Raw genomic sequence first — 16909 nt, 5'->3', positions numbered from 1 at the left:
AAAAGTCGCTAAGCATCTCGCTTAGCGACTTTTTTGTTAATAAGGTTATTTGTTCTGTCCTAAAAAATAGAACAGCCTCATTTAATTATAATTTTCAAAAGATTACCAACCTGGGTTTTGTTGCCAGTTGGCTCTACCTTTTTCATAGAGAATGTCACTTGGAGAAAGTGGCCAAACCATTTTATAATTCCCCGCAGGGATATTAAGCTGGTAATACTGGTCAGCAGGGTCTGAAACAATAGCACTGAGGTTCTGAGGAGTACCACGTACTACGCCCAAATTCCAACGCTTGATATCTGCCATACGGAAGCCCTCGAAAGCAAGTTCGCGGTTGCGTTCGTTTTGAATCTCTGCCCAAAGGTCGGTATAGGTTACACTACCGATACCACGAGCGGTGCGCAATCTGTCTAAGTAGGTTTTAGCATTAGTTTGATCGCCGTTTTTATACGCAGCTTCAGCAGCTATTAGGTATATTTCGGCAATACGGAACACCTTAGGACGGTGCATATAAGTAGACGAACCATTGGGTGTTTGTTTTAGCAAAGGGTTATCGGGGTATTTATTCACCAAATACAAATCGTTGAAAGTAGCACTACCATAGTTAGCAAAAAGTTTTTTGATATAAATAGACTTACGGTAGTCGTTGTCGTTATACAAATTTACGAAATCTTGAGTAGGTATTGCTTTTGGCAAATACTTTATCTCAAATCTACGCAATCTGTAGTTCCATTCTCTTTGGTATCCTAAATAGACATCATTAGCTGAAGGTAATTCGGCGGTATTCCCTATATCATATTTAGCATAGAGCTGTACGATACTTTCTGCTGTATCATCATCTTTCCATACCTTTTCTAAATCACTACTACTACTCACTAAGCTATAACGACTACCAATAATTGAAGTAGCTGCGGCATAAGCCTCTGCCCACTTGCCTCTATAAAGCAATACACGTGCCTTGAGTGCTGCAACTGCATCTTTGGTAAACTTCTCTGACCCTAAAGCACCTGTTACATCACTAAGGCGAGTTTCGGCTTGTGCTATATCGGCCAAAATAAAGTCGTAAGTCTGTCCTACTGTACTTCTGTTAGGAAAATTGTTGATAGTAGGCCCGCTTAACAAAGGCAATCCATAAGCAGAAGCCTCGTCGGTAGGGCAATAATGCGTAAGCAGATAGGTGTAGTAATAAGCACGTGCCAAATACAATTCGCCCATATTGTGTTTTATCTGTGCCGCATCGGTGCGGTAATTTTCTTGGGGAATAGTAATAGTAGGAATCCCCTCTAAGCCTATATTTATATTTTGTATTGCCCCCCAATAGCGTTGCCAAATAGTTGCTGTAGCTGCATTATTGACAGTAAACAACGTCCAGTTTTGAAAGTTTGTAATCGTTTCGTTAGTACCGTCTCTTAGAGCCATATTCAGGAAATCAGCTTGCAAGTCGGTAGCATACATAGCACTTCCGTATATGTTTGTACGCAACTTACCATACATACCATTCACCCAAAATTGAGCATCTTGTACGGTTTTAAAAGAGTTAGCTTGGCTCAAATCTTCATAAGGTTGTTGGTCGAGGTTGAAACAGCCGGTAAAGAACAGAGGAGCTACTACTAAAGTTATTATTTTATAAATCTTTTTCATTGTTTTACATTTTTAAAAATTAACATCTACTCCTAAGGTAAATTGACGAGAAGGAGGATAGCCACCTGATGAAATAGCATTATTGTACTCAGGGTCTGCACCTTCGTATTTGGTAAGCGTAAAGATATTGCGGGCGGTAGCATATAAGCGTACTCCTTCAAAGAAATTCAATTGTTTGATCACTTCTTTTGGGAGACTATAGCTAAGGGTAATATTTTTCAAACGCATAAATGAGGCGTCTTGTATCATACGCGCATCCGATGAATTTACGAAAGTGGTAGTGTTTATCTTAGGGTGGCGGGTGTTATCACCTGGATTTTTCCAATAGTCTAATATTTTTCTACTTAGGTTGTGATCTCCAAACTGGTCAGGATTTTCGGTGTACTTCATATCGTAGTTCCATTTATATTTTTCCAACGAAAAAGAGAATGCCATATCGAGCGAGAAAGTTTTATAGCTGATATTCCAACCGAATCCACCATTGATAGGGGCTTGCATTTTCTTGCCTGTGGTTTGTCCTAATTTACTAGAGTCGTAAGTAGTTGTTACTCTATTATCATCAGTTACTTGCTCCATACGGTCATCACCTGGTATGTAATACTCCATTTGTCCGGTGGTAGGGTTTACGCCTTTGGGGATAACGGCAGCCCATTCAAGGGCACGACCTAATTTATACCCTATTTCAGAAGAAGGAACCACATTAGAGGTTTTATTGCCAAAAAGAGCGGTTATTTCTTGCTTGTTATAGTTTACGTTGAAGTAAGGACGAATGCTCAAGTCTTGATTTTCACTTCTGTAGACTACTGATGAGAAAGTGAAGTCTATCCCACGGTTGCGCATACCCCCTGCATTGTCAAAGAATTGATTTTGTCCTGAAGTACTATTGAGCTCACGACTTGAAATCATATCGTAAGTCTCGCGGTCGTAGTATTCTATATTGAAAGAAGTACCTCTATCAATCACAATATTAAGCCCTACAGTAGTTTTGCGTTGCTCTTCCCAACGTAGATCAGGATTACCCAAGCTACCTACTGTATAAGCTGTTTTACCTTGATAGAAATTATCTGGTTTTATGGTAGTGATATGTTTGTAGCCTCCTAAAGCATTTCCTGAAAGCCCTGTGCTGAAGCGCAAATTGAGGTCTGAAAGCCATTTTACATCTTTCAAAAAGTTCTCTTGTTTGAGTTTCCACATCGCTCCTATTGCCCAGAAGTTACCGTAGTGGTTGTTCTTACCAAAAGCTGACGAACCATCACGGCGCATTGATAGGTCTAAGAAGTAACGAGTGTTATAAGAGTATTCTACTCTTCCGAAATAAGAATTGAAAGTACTTACAGTCTTTTGGTCTTCTATTCTTTTATCTTTACTACCGTGTCGGAGCATTGTTAGCCCTTCTGAAGGTTGTCCGAAAGTAGTAGCATCTAATTGTTTACTGCTATTTTCAACCGACTCTTGTCCTAATAACACATTGAAGCTATGTTTTTTGTTTTCTCCTAACAGGAAGCGATATTCTAACGTGTTAGTAATTGTTTTTCTGAGTGTACGACTGTTAGACACTGAAGTGTAAGGATTAGGGTCATCGAAAAACTTATAATCTATAAACGAAGGTAACTCTTTTAGTTCTGATTCGCCATACCCGTATTGTATCCCTCCTTGTGTTTTGAATATGAGGTTTTTAATAGGCTCTATAGAGACGAATCCCGAAGGCAAGAAGTCATCGGAAAAAGAGTTGCTAGGGTGTGTTTCGGCATAGTAGTCGGGGTGGTAGAAACCAGCTGAACGACTGGTGATGCCAGGGATATAGTTTTTGCGTCTACCATCTTCGTAAGTAGGACTGTAAAGTGGCAAAGCTATCACCTTAGGGGTGTTGAGGGTGGAACCTCCTTCGCGCTCGGTATGTCCTGCTGCAAATGAGAAGCCTGTTTTTAACCATTTAGTAATTTGGGTATTGATACTACCATTGACAGTATAACGACGATAATCGCTGCGAGGTGCTGTAGAACCCTCTTGGCTGAAGTGCCCAAACGACAAATAATAAGTACTATTATTAGTACCTCCTGAAATAGAGACATCGGTACGTATCAACGGTACAAAATCTCTGAAGAAAACTTTATCCCAACGCGTATTGTAAGGATTATCGGCTAAGATTTTATCTGCTGACTGTCTCGCTACATCCTTGCTTGAACTGAACTTACCTACAGCCAAGTTTACTGCTTCAGGATTTTTTTCTATCCAAAAGTCCATATACTCGCGTGGGGTCATCATATCGTCAAAAAACTTACGACTGGCATTGGTAAGCGCTGTAAAACCGAGTTGGTGACTGATGGTTACGCTTGTACGTTCGTTATTACGCCCTTTTTTAGTAGTGATGAGTATCACCCCATTGGCAGCACGTGCTCCGTAGATAGAGGTAGAAGCCGCGTCTTTAAGTACCGTAATACTCTCTATATCGTTAGGGTTGAACCTGCTCATCACACTACTGCTTACGGCTATTCCGTCCATTATATAGAGAGGTTCTTGGGTTCTTTCACCTCGTAGTGCGCCTTGGAAGTTGTTATACCCGTGGATAAGAATATCGCTATTGCTACCAGGGCGACCTGAATCGCTGGTTACCACTACCCCTGCTAATCGTCCTTGTAAGGCATCGGATACGCTGGCTACCGGAGCGGCACTCACATCTTTACCTTGTACTTGTGCCACTTGTGCGACGGTGCGGCTGGCGAGCTTAGGAGCTCCATAACCGGTAACCACCATCTCTTCAAGCTCTTGCACATCGTCTTTAAGAACAATATCCACTCGCTTAGTGCTTGCTGTGATTTTCTTTTCGATAGTTTTCATCCCCAAAAAGGAATATTGCAGCACATCGCCTACTTTGGTTTGAATGGTGTACTTTCCATCCATATCGGTGGCTGCACCTCGCTGGGTACCTTTCACCAATATCAATACGCCTAATAAAGGCTCGCCTTTTTCATCTTTTACAGTTCCTGAAACTTCTATGTTTTGTGCAAACATTGCAAAAGTAGCTGTTAAGAAGAAAATCCACGTGTAAAATAACTTTAGCTTCATTTTTCTGTTTAAAAAATTAGGGCGCAAAGATAATAACAATTCGCAAAATCACAAATAAATGACAATAGGATTTTATTGCTTTTTCCGTTTTTGCAAAAAGTTGTAAGCATTGGTAACAAGGTTGTAACACAATAACAACAGTAAAAAGAGGGATAATAGCTATCTACTAATTTGGTAATTTGCTAATTACGCCGTACCTTTGCCGCCTGAAACTTAAAAACAAAACACTATGGATTTTTTAAAATTAGCACAAAATCGTTATACTACTAAACATTACAGCTCTCAGCGTGTGAACGATGAAGATATTGCTAAACTCAAAGAGATATTACGCCTCGCTCCTTCATCTATCAACTCCCAACCTTGGCAATTTGTTTTCATAAGTGATGAGGCTACTAAGGAAGCTTTCGCCAAAGTATCGTTCATCAATGAGGAACGCGTAAAACAAGCCAGCCATTTAGTGGTGTTTATGGCAAATAGTGCCTTGCCTTCATTTGAGAAAAAGCTCGCTAAAGCTGCTACCGAAACAGGACTTGGCTTTTATCACAAGGTGCAAAAACCCAAAGGTGATGTAGGACTTTATGCGTGGATGAACAACCAAGTGTATATTGCATTAGGATTTTTCCTCAGTGCGTGTGCTTCTATGGGCATTGATAGCACCCCTATGGAGGGCATTGTCAATACTGAATACGACAGACTTTTAAACGAACCTGAATACACTACGCTCTTTGCCGTGGCGATAGGCTATCGCGACCCTGAGGACAGCAATCAGTTGCACTTACGACCTAAATCACGTTTGCCTTTAGAAGAGGTAGTAAAGGATTTTAAATTATGACCCCAAAACGCGATATACGCGCTCTTACTAAAGAAGAACTCCGCACTTTTTTTGAAAGTAATGGCGACAAGGCTTTCCGCGGCAACCAAGTATACGAATGGTTGTGGCAGAAAGGGGTACATACTTTCGACGAGATGACCTCCCTGCCCAAAGCTACACGCGAGATGCTCGCTGAACACTTCAGTATCAACCACATCAAAGTGGATGTGATGCAGCGCAGCAACGATGGTACGATTAAAAACGCAGTGCGCCTGCACGATGGCTTGTTGGTAGAGTCGGTGCTAATTCCTACCGATACCCGCACGACAGCCTGCGTATCAAGTCAGGTGGGGTGTAGTCTCAACTGTTCGTTTTGTGCCACTGCTCGCTTAAAACGTATGCGCAATCTTCTACCCGATGAGATATTCGACCAAGTGAAAGTAATCGACGAGCAGAGCAGGGCTTTCTTTGGTCGTCCGCTTTCTAACATAGTGTTTATGGGAATGGGCGAACCGCTGATGAACTACAACAATGTTCTGAAGGCTATCGACAAGATTACTTCGCCTGAAGGCTTAGGAATGTCGCCCAAACGCATCACGCTATCCACTTCGGGCATCCCCAAATTGATAAAAAAAATGGCTGATGACGAGGTAAAATTCAAATTGGCAGTATCTTTGCATTCAGCCATTGGCAGTGTACGCACAAGCATTATGCCTTTCAATGAGCAATTCCCGTTAGAAGAACTGCGAGAAGCTTTGGCATATTGGTACCAAAAAACTAAAAACCGCATCACTTACGAGTATGTAGTGTGGAAGGGTATCAACGACCAGAAAAAGGATGTAGAGGCGCTGATAAAATTCTGTAAATTTGCCCCTTCTAAAGTGAATCTCATTGAGTACAACCCCATAGACGACGGTGATTTTCAACAAGCCGACCCTAAAGCACTTGAACTTTACCAAACGATGCTTGAAGCAGCAGGCATTACTGTTACTGTTCGCCACTCACGCGGTAAAGACATCGATGCTGCCTGCGGACAATTAGCGAATAAGAAGGCTTAGGTGTCAGGTGTCAGGTGATAGGTATAGAGCCCTAACAATAGTATAAAAAATAATTAAAAAACCAACAAAATGAATAAAATAAAAGACTTTAAAGATTTGATTGTTTGGCAAAAAGCAATGGATCTTGTAGTTGAAGTTTACAACTTAGTTAAGAAACTACCTAAAGAAGAACTTTTTGCTTTAAGTGCCCAAAAATTCTAATGCCGAATTAGAAACACAATTATTACTTTGTGTTAAAATTAATTATTTAAACAATTCAGATATTGAAAAAGCTTTGGGTTTAATAAAAGAAGTAGGAAAAATGCTTACTTCTTTACAAAAAAGTTTGACAATAAGCAATACACAATAGTTACATTATCCTACCCCCCTGTGGCCTAAGGCCTAATGCCTATAGCCTAAAAAAGAATGGAAGTATTTTTAATAAAAGCGGCTCAGCTAATTCTGAGTCTTTCAATTTTAGTAGTCCTACACGAATTAGGACATTTTATCCCTGCTAAACTCTTCAAAACAAGAGTAGAAAAGTTTTTTCTTTTCTTTGATGTGAAGTTTTCCCTCTTCAAAAAGAAGATAGGTGAAACTGTATACGGCATCGGGTGGCTACCACTGGGCGGCTACGTGAAGATTGCCGGTATGATTGATGAGAGTATGGATAAAGAGCAAATGGCGCAACCTGCACAACCGTGGGAGTTTCGCTCTAAACCTGCGTGGCAACGCCTTATCATTATGATAGGTGGGGTAACCGTGAATTTGCTCTTAGGGTTCTTTATTTACTCAATGATTCTCTTCGCTTGGGGGCAAGATTACCTCAAACCCGAAGGTGTGAAAGATGGTTTTGCTGTTACTCGCACTATGCGTGCTTATGGTTTCAAAAATGGCGACATTGTAACTGCTATTGATGGCAAACCTTTGGAGAATGTGTTAGAAGCTAGCAAATACATTTTGTTGCGCGACCCCAAACAGCTTACCGTACAAGGTATCGACGGCAATACACGCACTCTTTCTCTCCCCGAAAACATAGGTAAAACCCTTTATTTACGAGGTGAAACTGCTCCTTTTAGCATCAAAACAAAAGCTATTATCGATACCGTTATTCCAGAATCACCAGCAGCTAAAGCAGGCTTGCAAAAAGGCGATAAGCTGGTAAGCATTGGCGGAGAACCTATCTACTACTTTTCGGATGTGCCTCCTGCCCTTACGATGGCTCCTGTGGGTACTCCCGTGAGTGTGATGATAGAACGCGACGGAGTAGCCAAAGAACTAAAAATAGTTCTCGGTGAAGAGAAAAAAATGGGAGTTTCGGCAGGACAACGAGAAGGCGAAGTACAACTTTCACATAAAAATTACTCTTTAGGAGCTGCTTTAAGTCACGGAACTGCTTATGGTTACAATGTGTTGCGCGACTATGTTTCGCAATTTAAATTTGTATTCACCAAAAAAGGAGCAAGTGAAGTAGGAGGTTTTGGCTCTATAGGCAAACTTTTTCAAGATAATTGGAACTGGCTTTCTTTCTGGCAAATCACTGCCTTCCTCTCTATCGCTTTAGCCTTTATGAATATCTTACCTATCCCAGCCTTAGACGGCGGACACGTGGTGTTCCTCCTCTACGAAATGGTAACCGGCAGAGCTCCTAATCAAAAAGTATTAGAATACGCTCAAATGGTAGGATTTGTAATCCTCATTGCTATCTTGCTATATGCCAATGGTAGCGACTTGTATAGAGCAATATTTAACAAGTAAATGAAACACATCTACTTCATCATATTATTCTTGAGTTTTGGGGCTCTGCAAGCGCAGAGCCTTGAAAAGGTGCGCGCCGCCTATACTACGGCTTCCGATAGTAAAGAGAACGCTACAGCTTTTGCAGAGTTGATGACCAATGCTCCTGCTACCGATGTGCTGCTAAGTGCCTATAAAGGGGCGAGCAAAATGATACTGGCTAAATTTGGAGGTGGCAGAGTTGCCTTGCTCAAAGAGGGCAAGCCATTGTTAGAAAACGCCCTGAAACAGCAACCTCAAAATGCTGAACTCCACCTCATCCGCCTTAGTGTACAAGAACACTTGCCTAAAGTAGTACCCTATCGCAACAATATCACTGCCGATAAGGATTTTATACTCGCACACTACGCTCAGCAATCCCCTGAACTACAAAAACATATAGCAGGATTTGTAAAGAAGTCGAAAGTGTTTAACGATGAAGAGAAAAAGAAGTTAAATTTGCAATAAACTCATAAATATGGAACTTACTATAAATATCAATGCACAACCATCTAAAATAGATGCTTTTCTAAATTTTATAAAATCTCTTGATTTTATAGAAGTTACTAATATTAAAAAGAGTGAAGAAACTTTAAATCCACAACAGAAAAAGTTTAAGAAAAAACTTTTTAATGCTTTGAATGAGCTAAAAGAAGCAAGAGAAGGCAAAGTAAAATTAGGTAATTTAGACGATTTACTCAATGAAATATAATTTTGGATATATACCTTCTTTTGCAAAGGAATTAAAGGCTTTATGTAAAAAACACAAAAGTTTAAAGAAGGATTTTGAGGCATTAAAAGAAGAAATTGAAACAAATCCTAATATAGGAGTATCATTAGGAGATGGATTGAGAAAAATACGACTAAACATAAGCAGTAAAAACAAAGGAAAAAGTGGTGGAGCAAGAGTAATTACTCACGAAATATTAGTAGAAATAGACTGTCAAGAAACTATGTCGGTGGCATTCATTTCTATTTATGACAAATCAGAATATGATACAGTTGATTTGAATATTGTTAAAAAATTAGTTGAAGAATATCGTGGAGAAAAATAAAATTTGCGTTTTAATTCCTACTTATAACAATGCTAAAACCCTCGCGCGTGTGATTGATGGGGTGTTGCGCTATACCTCTCACATTATCATAGTGAATGATGGCGCAACCGATGCTACTCCCGATATACTCGCTCGTTACCCCCAGCTCACTATTATTCATCTTCCTAAGAACAAAGGTAAAGGCAATGCCCTACGTATAGGCTTTGACAAAGCCCGCAATTTAGGCTACGACTACGCCCTTACCATCGACTCCGACGGACAACATTACCCCGATGATATCCCCGTATTTATAGCCGCTATAGAAGCTGAAAATGAACCTACTCTGCTGGTAGGTAGCCGTAATATGACCCAAGATGGCGTACCTAAGAAAAGTAGTTTTGGACATAAATTTTCTAACTTCTGGTTTCACCTCGAAACGGGTGTCAATCTCCCCGATACGCAATCGGGATATAGGTTATATCCTTTGCATCACATTCCTAAGAAATATTACACCGAAAAGTTTGAGTTTGAGATAGAAATATTGGTGCGTAGCAGTTGGAATGGAGTACAACTAAAAAATGTACCTATACAAGTGCTGTACGACCCCGAAGAACGCGTTTCTCATTTTCGACCTTTCCGCGATTTTATGCGTATCAGCTTGCTGAACAGCGTGTTGGTACTCATCGCACTTTTCTACATCAAGCCGCGTAATTTCTTTAGAGATGCCAAAAAAAAGAGTCTCAAACGCTTCATCAAAGAGGATATTTTAGAAAGTGACAGCAGCGACAGTGTGAAAGCAGGTTCAGTAGCATTAGGCGTATTCTTTGGCATTGCGCCTTTTTGGGGTTTTCAAACCATACTTACTATCACTTTGGCAGTATTCTTCAATTTGAATAAAACTTTAGCTTTTATCTGCTCTAACGTGAGTATCCCCCCGATGATACCTGTGCTCATTTTTTCTTCTCTTAAAATAGGTACTTTTTTTGTGGGAGACACCATTCTGCCGCAAGGCGACCTCACAGCAATGGAATACATCCAAAACAATTTGTTACAATATTTAGTAGGAAGTTTTACTTTGGCAATTAGCGCCTCATTGTTGTTAGGGTTGCTCACTTATGGATTGTTGAAATTGAGAAAAAGATAATTTTGAGGTGTCAAAATAAATTCACATATTTGCACTCTGAAAACTAATATATTACGAATTTATTCAAAGGACAAAGCCTCTTAGAGTTTACTGAACGCTTTAAAACTGACTTAGATTGCGAAGAATATTTAGCTTCTTTAAAATGGGAAGGCGGATATTGCTGTCGCAAATGTGGTCATAAAAAATATCAAATCCGAAAAGATTTTTCGCGTACTTGTAATATCTGTGGAGATTAGGAGAGAAAATTATGCAGGTAAAATTAGATAAAATTTCAGAGTGGACGACTACGGGATTCAAGCTAAGCAATGGTGCCTATCAATATGCTCCCATAAATGCAAAAAATCATTTTGCACGAGGAAAAGACGAATTTGTTATCTGGAGCAGCGACGATGACGGCAATAGCTACGGTATCGTTTGGATAAAGGCGGGGCAATGGTCATTCATTCCGTCTCCCGCACAAAAGAAAAGCTGGAATAAGCCCGTTTTGTTGGATACAGGTTCCGATATTTTAATTATTAGCGGAGAAGACAAAAAAGTCTGGTGGGTGTCGTCTCCCGAGCAGAAACCGTGCGAAGTAGTAAGTGAAAACTTGTGTGCTGCAGAGAATATCACGGAGATTTCCACACTTGGCGAAAACGGGGTTTATCCGATTATTTGCCGTGTAGACGGAGAGGTATTTGCCGCAAATAGTTTTACCTCTCTACACTATGACAATGAGACACATACGCTGCATTGGGACAAGCAACTCACCCCTGTGTTTACAAATGAAAAAGTCCGAAGCAATTTTATGCTATCCTTAGGACGGGCAGAGGGTATCTATCACAAAATGGATTTTAGTTACTCCTATCCCCAGATAGGTAGCCTTATGATAAAAGATAATTCGATTTATGCCTTCGTGGAAGCAGATACAATAAATCCTTGCAGCTTATCACGATTCAAGTATTATTGGTACCTCGAACTCACCCAAGACGGTATCTACAAGAGGAAAATATGGGGAAAGGAAAAATTGGAAAAGCTTGCACAAAAACAAGGTTTGAGGGGAAAATTCAGCGCCCAAAAAGAATATCTAATCCTATCTCCGATTTTCAAGACAGATGAATGGAAAGGAAACCAAAAACTGTTGAGATTGTCTGACTTGGAGCTTCTGGATATTACATTCCCAAGGGGATATTCTAAATTCAGGATTATGGATATTTGGGATGATTACGTATTTATCAGCGACGAGGCATACCATATCGCCCTCTGCAAAATGGTGGTATAGATGATTTATTGTATCTTTGCACAAAGTTACTGAATTTTGGTGTTCTTTTTTCTCAAACACAATTTTACTAATTTTCAGGAACTTTTATTTTATTATAGGAAAAAGTTTAAACAGCTTCTTAAAAAAAGAATATCTAAAAAAAGATGAGAAATAAATATTGTATTTTAATACTTCTAACAGTATTATCACTGAGTTGGAAACAAAAAAATAATATGAAATCAAATGAAAGAATTGTTTATGCTTTAGATGTTACCATACCTGGTCGTTATGAAGCTTACATTAATGATATTTTAGTAGAAACAAACAATGAAATGTCTATACATAATACTATAATAAACATTAATCAAGCTGTTCTAAAGAGTGGTACTTATCAGTTTAGGATAAAACTATTTTCTTCTAATGAAGAACTGAGAAAAGGAGGTATACAGCCTGATACCTTTCAGTTCTTAAAAGTAGGATTAGTTAAATATCAGAAGATTGCTGTGGGAGAAGGAGCAGAAGAGGGAACATATCAGTATCTATACTCTTATCCTATTCCAAATTTGGAGAAACCTGTTCCATATTATGAAATAAAAGGAAAGTTTACAATCGATTTACCTTATGAACTGAATGGTTGGAGTAATGGGCAAGATCTTAGAAAATGGGACAAAGATAAACTAAAGGAAAAAGTTATCGCCTATTATAAAAAGCTATGGGAAATTCTTAATAAAGGAGATGTTGATCAATGGCAAAAATTAGTAAAAAAATCTCAAGAAGAAATAGCTTTTTTCAATTATTCTGATAAAGAATACCTCAATAAGTACATCAAAGAAGAAAAAGAAGAAATTATCAAAGACAAGGGTATGATGGCTGCTTTAGAAGATTATGAGATGAAAATATATGCTGATGGTAGATTAGTGTGCTTAGAACGGAGTAATCACACTAAACAGGTTAATGGTATCGATTGGGATATAAAAGGAGAGAGTCCTCTTATACAATATGGAAAAGAAGGAGGTGCCGCTACATTCCCCGTTAAGCTATATTTACCACAAGGTAGTGATGAATTTGTAATAATAAGAAGATATTGATTTGTAATAATTAAGATAAATGAAAGGCACTTACTACAGAACCCCGATAGACTTCAAGGCACTGATAGAGAAGCGCGACCTTGCCAAGACTACCTTAGAGACCTCCATTGACCAGCAACTCTTCTTATTAGCCACCACAGCTTGGGGAGAATGCAAATTTGATGAAGGCTTTGGCACGGGCTTTTGGGAAGCAGACTTTGATATGAAACCTGTTTAAACTTTTTTTGAGGGACTTGGAGATAAACCCTAATAAGAGTATTCCAATGCAAGTTATATCAAGAAAATAAACATCTGGTTGCTCTCCATATTAAAGCTAAATCTTTTTTTCTACACTTAAAAAGCTAATAATCCAATGATTTATTGTATCTTTGCACAAAGTTCCTGAATTTTGGTATTCTTTTTTTTTCAAACACAAATTACTAATTTTCGGGAACTTTTACTTTATTATAGGAATAAGTTTAAACAGCTTCTAAATATGATTGCTTATTATATCACCATAGAAATATTTGGAACAGAGTTATTAATAGATGAAATACTTAAAATATTAGGTAATAAGATTAAGATAGAGTCTATCATCCATCCAAATGATAAGAAGAATAAAAAAGGTGAAAAATATGGCTTTGGTTGTATTTCTTTATCGCATCCTAAAGTTTATATAGCTGACGATGAATTAGTAGATTATCTTTCTTGGTTATCTGATCTCATAAAAGAGTATTTTGATATTTTCTATACTTTGGGGATGGAAAAGGTTTGGTTTTATACAAACATATACTATACAGATAGTTTTCTCAGCTTAGAGTTATTTGATAGTGATTTTTTTAAACAAATAGCTTCTTATAAGATATCTATATCTATTCCTATGAACATATATAAAGAAACTGAACAGAAAATTATAAAGATGTTACGTAATAGACCATATTGAGTTGTTGAAAATAAACGTATTTAAACGTTTTTTAGAAACTTGGAAATGACCCCTTATAGGAGCATTCCATTTCAAGTTACATCAAGAAAATAAACATCTGGTTGCACTCCTTTATTAAAGCTAAATCTTTTTTTCTACACTTAAAAAGCTAATAATCCAATGATTTATTGTATCTTTGCACAAAGTTCCTGAATTTTGGTGTTCTTTTTTCTCAAACACAAATTTACTAATTTTCGGGAACTTTTATTTTTTTTAAACAGCTTCTTCATAAAAAAACAGAATATATGATTTATTACAAAATATCTATTTTCATCATTTTATCTCTTGCTTTAAAATGTGCAATCGGGAAAGGCGATAATATCCCAAAGAATAGTATAAGTAATTCAACTCTTATTGAAGGGGTAAATACTTCAGCATCATTCATAAAGAACATTGAATTAAAACAATACAAATACAAAGGCTCCTATATTGAAGATTTAAAATTAGATACTTTTCAAAAAAAGGATTTTCGCTTAGAGTTTTTCAATTTTTTAAAAGAACAAGATTTTGAAAAAGAAGAATATGCTCAAGTTTTTTTCATAAAACTATTGTTAGTTCGCATCCAACAGAAAGATGAAGCTATTTTATATGATATTTTGAATCATATTTTTAAAGATGATTCATTAGGATATTATTTAGAAGATTATAATGTATATTTATACCAACTTTTCCTATATAAACCTCATTTTTTCATTAAAAACGCCTATAAATATGGTGATTCTTCAATAATTGATTACATCAATCATTCTTTGCCAAACGCTTTGCTCACAAACGAAAAAACTATCAAAAACGATATGGGTGAAATCCTAAAAGAGAATGACAACCAGCTTTTGATAAGTGAACAACAAGTCGACCTTTTTTCATTAGCAGCATTAAAGAATAAAATCAAGAAACAGAGTGTTATAGAAGTTTTTTATGCCCCTTCGCTTAAAACAGGATGGAAAGAGAAAACTGCTGTTTATTACAATATTTACAATTATATTAACGAAGAAATTTCAACATCCTTAACCGTAGAAGAAAGAAAATATTTTGAAGAAAATTTTTACCCAATGTTTCAAGATTATATTGTAAAAAACAAATAAAAAGAAGCCTGTCCCACCGCGGATAAAATGTTAAATATCCTTTTTTTCTTGCTTTGTAAAAAACTAATTACTAACTTTGTAGCGGAATTTTAAAACCTTCATAATATGAAAAAATCTATACGTTATATATTGCTCACTATAGCCATTATATCATTTATTCCTATTTATATGAATGGTTTTGCTGGATATCAACTCAATAAATGGTTAGTAGCATTGTCATACATAGTGCTATTTAGTAATATTTTTGTTATTGGCTATTTTGTCAGCCATAGAAAAAAGTATTAACTCACTTCAATCTCAATTTTTAATCTTAATACCTTATTTATTATGAAACCTTTTTTAAGAAAAGATGTAAAAAGCCTCTTATTTGTGTTAGCAACCATCGGATTTTTTGTAGAAATAGCCTTTCTATGTTTTGCAAATTTAAATGGTAGAGATGTATTAAGCAATAGCCTTACAGCATTGGTATGTTTGCTTTCAGCTATTTCTATAGGTTTTGTTTTACAAAAAGAAAGACAACAAGAATAATATTTGTTCATAAGTAACTCTATCTTCTCAAATGAAACATCTTTTATTTACGCTAATATGTTTAGTGAATACCTCTTTTGCACAAAAAATAGATTTCTTTGAAAAATTAGATTTTAAAGATTTAGTTTTTTATAGAAAAGAAATTAGTTTTGCTATGCAAATAACGGGTAATACCGAAAAAAGTTGTAAAGGGAATTTTAAAATTTCATCTAACACGTACGAAATAGAAAATTGTACTCTTAGCGAACAAGAACCTACTAATATAAAAGATATAAACCAGATTAAAGAATTACTGAAATTTGCTGTGCGTACCTCAAACGCTATGTATAGCTCTCTTTATCAATATGATGCACATAATAAGGGAAAGTTTAAAACTTCTTATGTATCCGATAATACTTGGAAACTCACTTGTGCCGACAAGGCGACAAGAGAGATGATGCAGTTAAGTAAAAACGATAAATGTTATTTTATGGTTACCCTAAACGAAAAGGGGTATATTACTCAAATAAAATCGGTTATAGAGGGTAGAAGGGAAGATATTGTGCATTATACAACGCAATATCTATCACCTGAAGATGCTGAAGCCTTAGGAGGAGCGATGGGCAAACTCTTTGTAGGCAATACTCTTGTAGCTTTTTTTACTGATATAGAAGGTAAGTTTTTGGATAAACAGACTGGTAATACTCTCCATTTTCAATTAAAAACTAATCCATTATAAAACCTTTTTTAACCCTTATGAATCCCCGAAAACCAATTGTCATTATCACAATGCTGTTGCTCGCTTTGGGCTACACTATTTATGCTGTTATAGAATACCTTTACAATCAAGGAAAAATCGCTCCCATTTTATCAGGAGTTTTATTCGTTATTCTTTTTTCAAAATTGTATTTCGATACTAAAAAGAAAAAGAAAATAATTGATTATTTCGCACTATTCTCTTCTTTTTAACAAAGTATTCGCATTTTAATAAACTACAAAAAATAGTAGGGTATATTAGATGTTTTCTCATTAAAAAATCACTTTTGCGGATTGCCTCCTTCCTTTCGGAAAGTTTGCGAGAGTAGAGTACGTGAAGGGAACGGGGGTTAGTCTTTTAAATTCACATTTTGATGATGAAAATTCAAACTATAAACCTAATCAAAAGTAAGTTATTATTTCCTATATTAGGAATGTTTGCAGGCATTTTGTTTTCTCTTTGTGAGGCAATAGTTGCTTACAGTGATACAGCTTCTCCAAGTGAGCCTATAAAAGAAATATTTTTCAATACAATATCAAATAACTTCTTTAATAAAATTACATTAGTTTATACAACTATGGGTATAGGAATTGGATTATTATTAAATCTTATAATAAGTATATTCAATAGAAAGAGAAGAGATTAACATTTAGTTCTAACTATAAAAGAAGAACAAGGATAGAAAAAAGTGGAGGAGTTATTGGTTCATCAGGGATAAAGTCTAATGGTTGCCTCTTTTTTAATAGATTCCTTTGTCCTTTAAAATAT

At 36.8% G+C, this 16909-nt stretch carries 17 protein-coding genes and 2 pseudogenes; 17 read left to right on the top strand and 2 right to left on the bottom strand.

What is annotated here, in order from left to right; genetic code table 11:
* Window positions 1-102 precede the first annotated feature (102 nt).
* Entirely contained in the window at window positions 103-1638 is a 1536-nt protein-coding gene (locus tag CBG49_RS04415) for a RagB/SusD family nutrient uptake outer membrane protein (RefSeq protein WP_088593541.1), read from the bottom strand.
* Between the two features lie 12 nt (window positions 1639-1650).
* Entirely contained in the window at window positions 1651-4704 is a 3054-nt protein-coding gene (locus CBG49_RS04410; protein ID WP_088593540.1) for a SusC/RagA family TonB-linked outer membrane protein, read from the bottom strand.
* Window positions 4705-4933: 229 nt separating this feature from the next.
* Between CBG49_RS04410 and CBG49_RS04405 the strand changes: the two genes are divergently transcribed.
* The 17 genes and pseudogenes from CBG49_RS04405 to CBG49_RS04320 all read left to right on the top strand — a co-directional run bounded on the left by CBG49_RS04405 (window position 4934) and on the right by CBG49_RS04320 (window position 16787).
* Window positions 4934-5536: a nitroreductase family protein gene (locus CBG49_RS04405; RefSeq protein WP_088593539.1), complete on the top strand. Its 603-nt coding sequence runs from the start codon at window positions 4934-4936 to the stop codon at window positions 5534-5536.
* Entirely contained in the window at window positions 5533-6573 is a 1041-nt protein-coding gene (gene rlmN, locus CBG49_RS04400) for a dual-specificity RNA methyltransferase RlmN (RefSeq protein ID WP_088593538.1), read from the top strand. Before CBG49_RS04405 ends, rlmN begins: the two co-directional genes overlap by 4 nt.
* Before the next feature lie 69 nt (window positions 6574-6642).
* Window positions 6643-6922, top strand: a pseudogene (locus CBG49_RS16350) (four helix bundle protein).
* A gap of 56 nt (window positions 6923-6978) precedes the next feature.
* On the top strand, window positions 6979-8310 hold the full coding sequence (rseP, locus tag CBG49_RS04390; protein WP_088593537.1) for an RIP metalloprotease RseP: 1332 nt from the start codon (window positions 6979-6981) through the stop codon (window positions 8308-8310).
* Window positions 8311-8796, top strand: coding sequence for a hypothetical protein (locus CBG49_RS04385; protein ID WP_088593536.1), 486 nt, complete (start codon window positions 8311-8313; stop codon window positions 8794-8796).
* Between the two features lie 10 nt (window positions 8797-8806).
* The gene (locus CBG49_RS04380; RefSeq protein ID WP_088593535.1) at window positions 8807-9040 is read left to right on the top strand and encodes a hypothetical protein; all 234 of its coding nucleotides are present in this window, start codon (window positions 8807-8809) and stop codon (window positions 9038-9040) included.
* Window positions 9030-9383 carry a toxin gene (locus CBG49_RS04375; RefSeq protein ID WP_088593534.1) on the top strand — a complete coding sequence of 118 codons (354 nt, stop codon included), beginning with the start codon at window positions 9030-9032 and terminating at the stop codon, window positions 9381-9383. The genes CBG49_RS04380 and CBG49_RS04375 overlap by 11 nt, the downstream gene beginning before the upstream one ends.
* On the top strand, window positions 9370-10506 hold the full coding sequence (locus CBG49_RS04370; RefSeq protein ID WP_193433092.1) for a DUF2062 domain-containing protein: 1137 nt from the start codon (window positions 9370-9372) through the stop codon (window positions 10504-10506). Before CBG49_RS04375 ends, CBG49_RS04370 begins: the two co-directional genes overlap by 14 nt.
* Before the next feature lie 50 nt (window positions 10507-10556).
* Window positions 10557-10739: pseudogene (locus CBG49_RS15740) on the top strand (transposase); the annotation flags it as partial.
* A 14-nt stretch (window positions 10740-10753) separates the two neighbouring features.
* Window positions 10754-11767 (top strand): hypothetical protein, encoded by a 1014-nt coding sequence (locus CBG49_RS04365; RefSeq protein ID WP_088593533.1) that lies wholly within the window; start codon window positions 10754-10756, stop codon window positions 11765-11767.
* Window positions 11768-12078: 311 nt separating this feature from the next.
* Entirely contained in the window at window positions 12079-12834 is a 756-nt protein-coding gene (locus CBG49_RS04360; protein ID WP_157668363.1) for a hypothetical protein, read from the top strand.
* Between the two features lie 19 nt (window positions 12835-12853).
* Window positions 12854-13051 carry a hypothetical protein gene (locus tag CBG49_RS04355; RefSeq protein ID WP_227002953.1) on the top strand — a complete coding sequence of 66 codons (198 nt, stop codon included), beginning with the start codon at window positions 12854-12856 and terminating at the stop codon, window positions 13049-13051.
* 258 nt (window positions 13052-13309) lie between these two features.
* On the top strand, window positions 13310-13756 hold the full coding sequence (locus CBG49_RS04350; protein ID WP_157668362.1) for a hypothetical protein: 447 nt from the start codon (window positions 13310-13312) through the stop codon (window positions 13754-13756).
* Window positions 13757-14040: 284 nt separating this feature from the next.
* The gene (locus tag CBG49_RS04345) at window positions 14041-14877 is read left to right on the top strand and encodes a hypothetical protein (RefSeq protein ID WP_088593530.1); all 837 of its coding nucleotides are present in this window, start codon (window positions 14041-14043) and stop codon (window positions 14875-14877) included.
* 327 nt (window positions 14878-15204) lie between these two features.
* Window positions 15205-15405 carry a hypothetical protein gene (locus CBG49_RS04335; protein WP_088593528.1) on the top strand — a complete coding sequence of 67 codons (201 nt, stop codon included), beginning with the start codon at window positions 15205-15207 and terminating at the stop codon, window positions 15403-15405.
* Window positions 15406-15436: 31 nt separating this feature from the next.
* Window positions 15437-16123, top strand: coding sequence for a hypothetical protein (locus CBG49_RS04330; RefSeq protein ID WP_088593527.1), 687 nt, complete (start codon window positions 15437-15439; stop codon window positions 16121-16123).
* Between the two features lie 391 nt (window positions 16124-16514).
* A complete protein-coding gene (locus CBG49_RS04320; RefSeq protein ID WP_088593525.1) occupies window positions 16515-16787 on the top strand; it encodes a hypothetical protein in 273 nt (90 codons plus the stop codon).
* Window positions 16788-16909: the final 122 nt, after the last annotated feature.

It is taken from the genome of Capnocytophaga endodontalis (assembly GCF_002209445.1).
Lineage (GTDB): Bacteria > Bacteroidota > Bacteroidia > Flavobacteriales > Flavobacteriaceae > Capnocytophaga > Capnocytophaga periodontitidis.
This window is presented reverse-complemented; position numbering and strand designations above follow the sequence as displayed.

Bases quoted from the DNA above. Each gene is read 5' to 3' on its own strand.
- CBG49_RS04415 (WP_088593541.1), bottom strand. From the start codon at position 1,638: ATGAAAAAGATTTATAAAATAATAACTTTAGTAGTAGCTCCTCTGTTC.
- CBG49_RS04410 (WP_088593540.1), bottom strand. From the start codon at position 4,704: ATGAAGCTAAAGTTATTTTACACGTGGATTTTCTTCTTAACAGCTACT.
- CBG49_RS04405 (WP_088593539.1), top strand. From the start codon at position 4,934: ATGGATTTTTTAAAATTAGCACAAAATCGTTATACTACTAAACATTAC.
- rlmN (WP_088593538.1), top strand. From the start codon at position 5,533: ATGACCCCAAAACGCGATATACGCGCTCTTACTAAAGAAGAACTCCGC.
- rseP (WP_088593537.1), top strand. From the start codon at position 6,979: ATGGAAGTATTTTTAATAAAAGCGGCTCAGCTAATTCTGAGTCTTTCA.
- CBG49_RS04385 (WP_088593536.1), top strand. From the start codon at position 8,311: ATGAAACACATCTACTTCATCATATTATTCTTGAGTTTTGGGGCTCTG.
- CBG49_RS04380 (WP_088593535.1), top strand. From the start codon at position 8,807: ATGGAACTTACTATAAATATCAATGCACAACCATCTAAAATAGATGCT.
- CBG49_RS04375 (WP_088593534.1), top strand. From the start codon at position 9,030: ATGAAATATAATTTTGGATATATACCTTCTTTTGCAAAGGAATTAAAG.
- CBG49_RS04365 (WP_088593533.1), top strand. From the start codon at position 10,754: ATGCAGGTAAAATTAGATAAAATTTCAGAGTGGACGACTACGGGATTC.
- CBG49_RS04360 (WP_157668363.1), top strand. From the start codon at position 12,079: ATGTCTATACATAATACTATAATAAACATTAATCAAGCTGTTCTAAAG.
- CBG49_RS04355 (WP_227002953.1), top strand. From the start codon at position 12,854: ATGAAAGGCACTTACTACAGAACCCCGATAGACTTCAAGGCACTGATA.
- CBG49_RS04350 (WP_157668362.1), top strand. From the start codon at position 13,310: ATGATTGCTTATTATATCACCATAGAAATATTTGGAACAGAGTTATTA.
- CBG49_RS04345 (WP_088593530.1), top strand. From the start codon at position 14,041: ATGATTTATTACAAAATATCTATTTTCATCATTTTATCTCTTGCTTTA.
- CBG49_RS04335 (WP_088593528.1), top strand. From the start codon at position 15,205: ATGAAACCTTTTTTAAGAAAAGATGTAAAAAGCCTCTTATTTGTGTTA.
- CBG49_RS04330 (WP_088593527.1), top strand. From the start codon at position 15,437: ATGAAACATCTTTTATTTACGCTAATATGTTTAGTGAATACCTCTTTT.
- CBG49_RS04320 (WP_088593525.1), top strand. From the start codon at position 16,515: ATGATGAAAATTCAAACTATAAACCTAATCAAAAGTAAGTTATTATTT.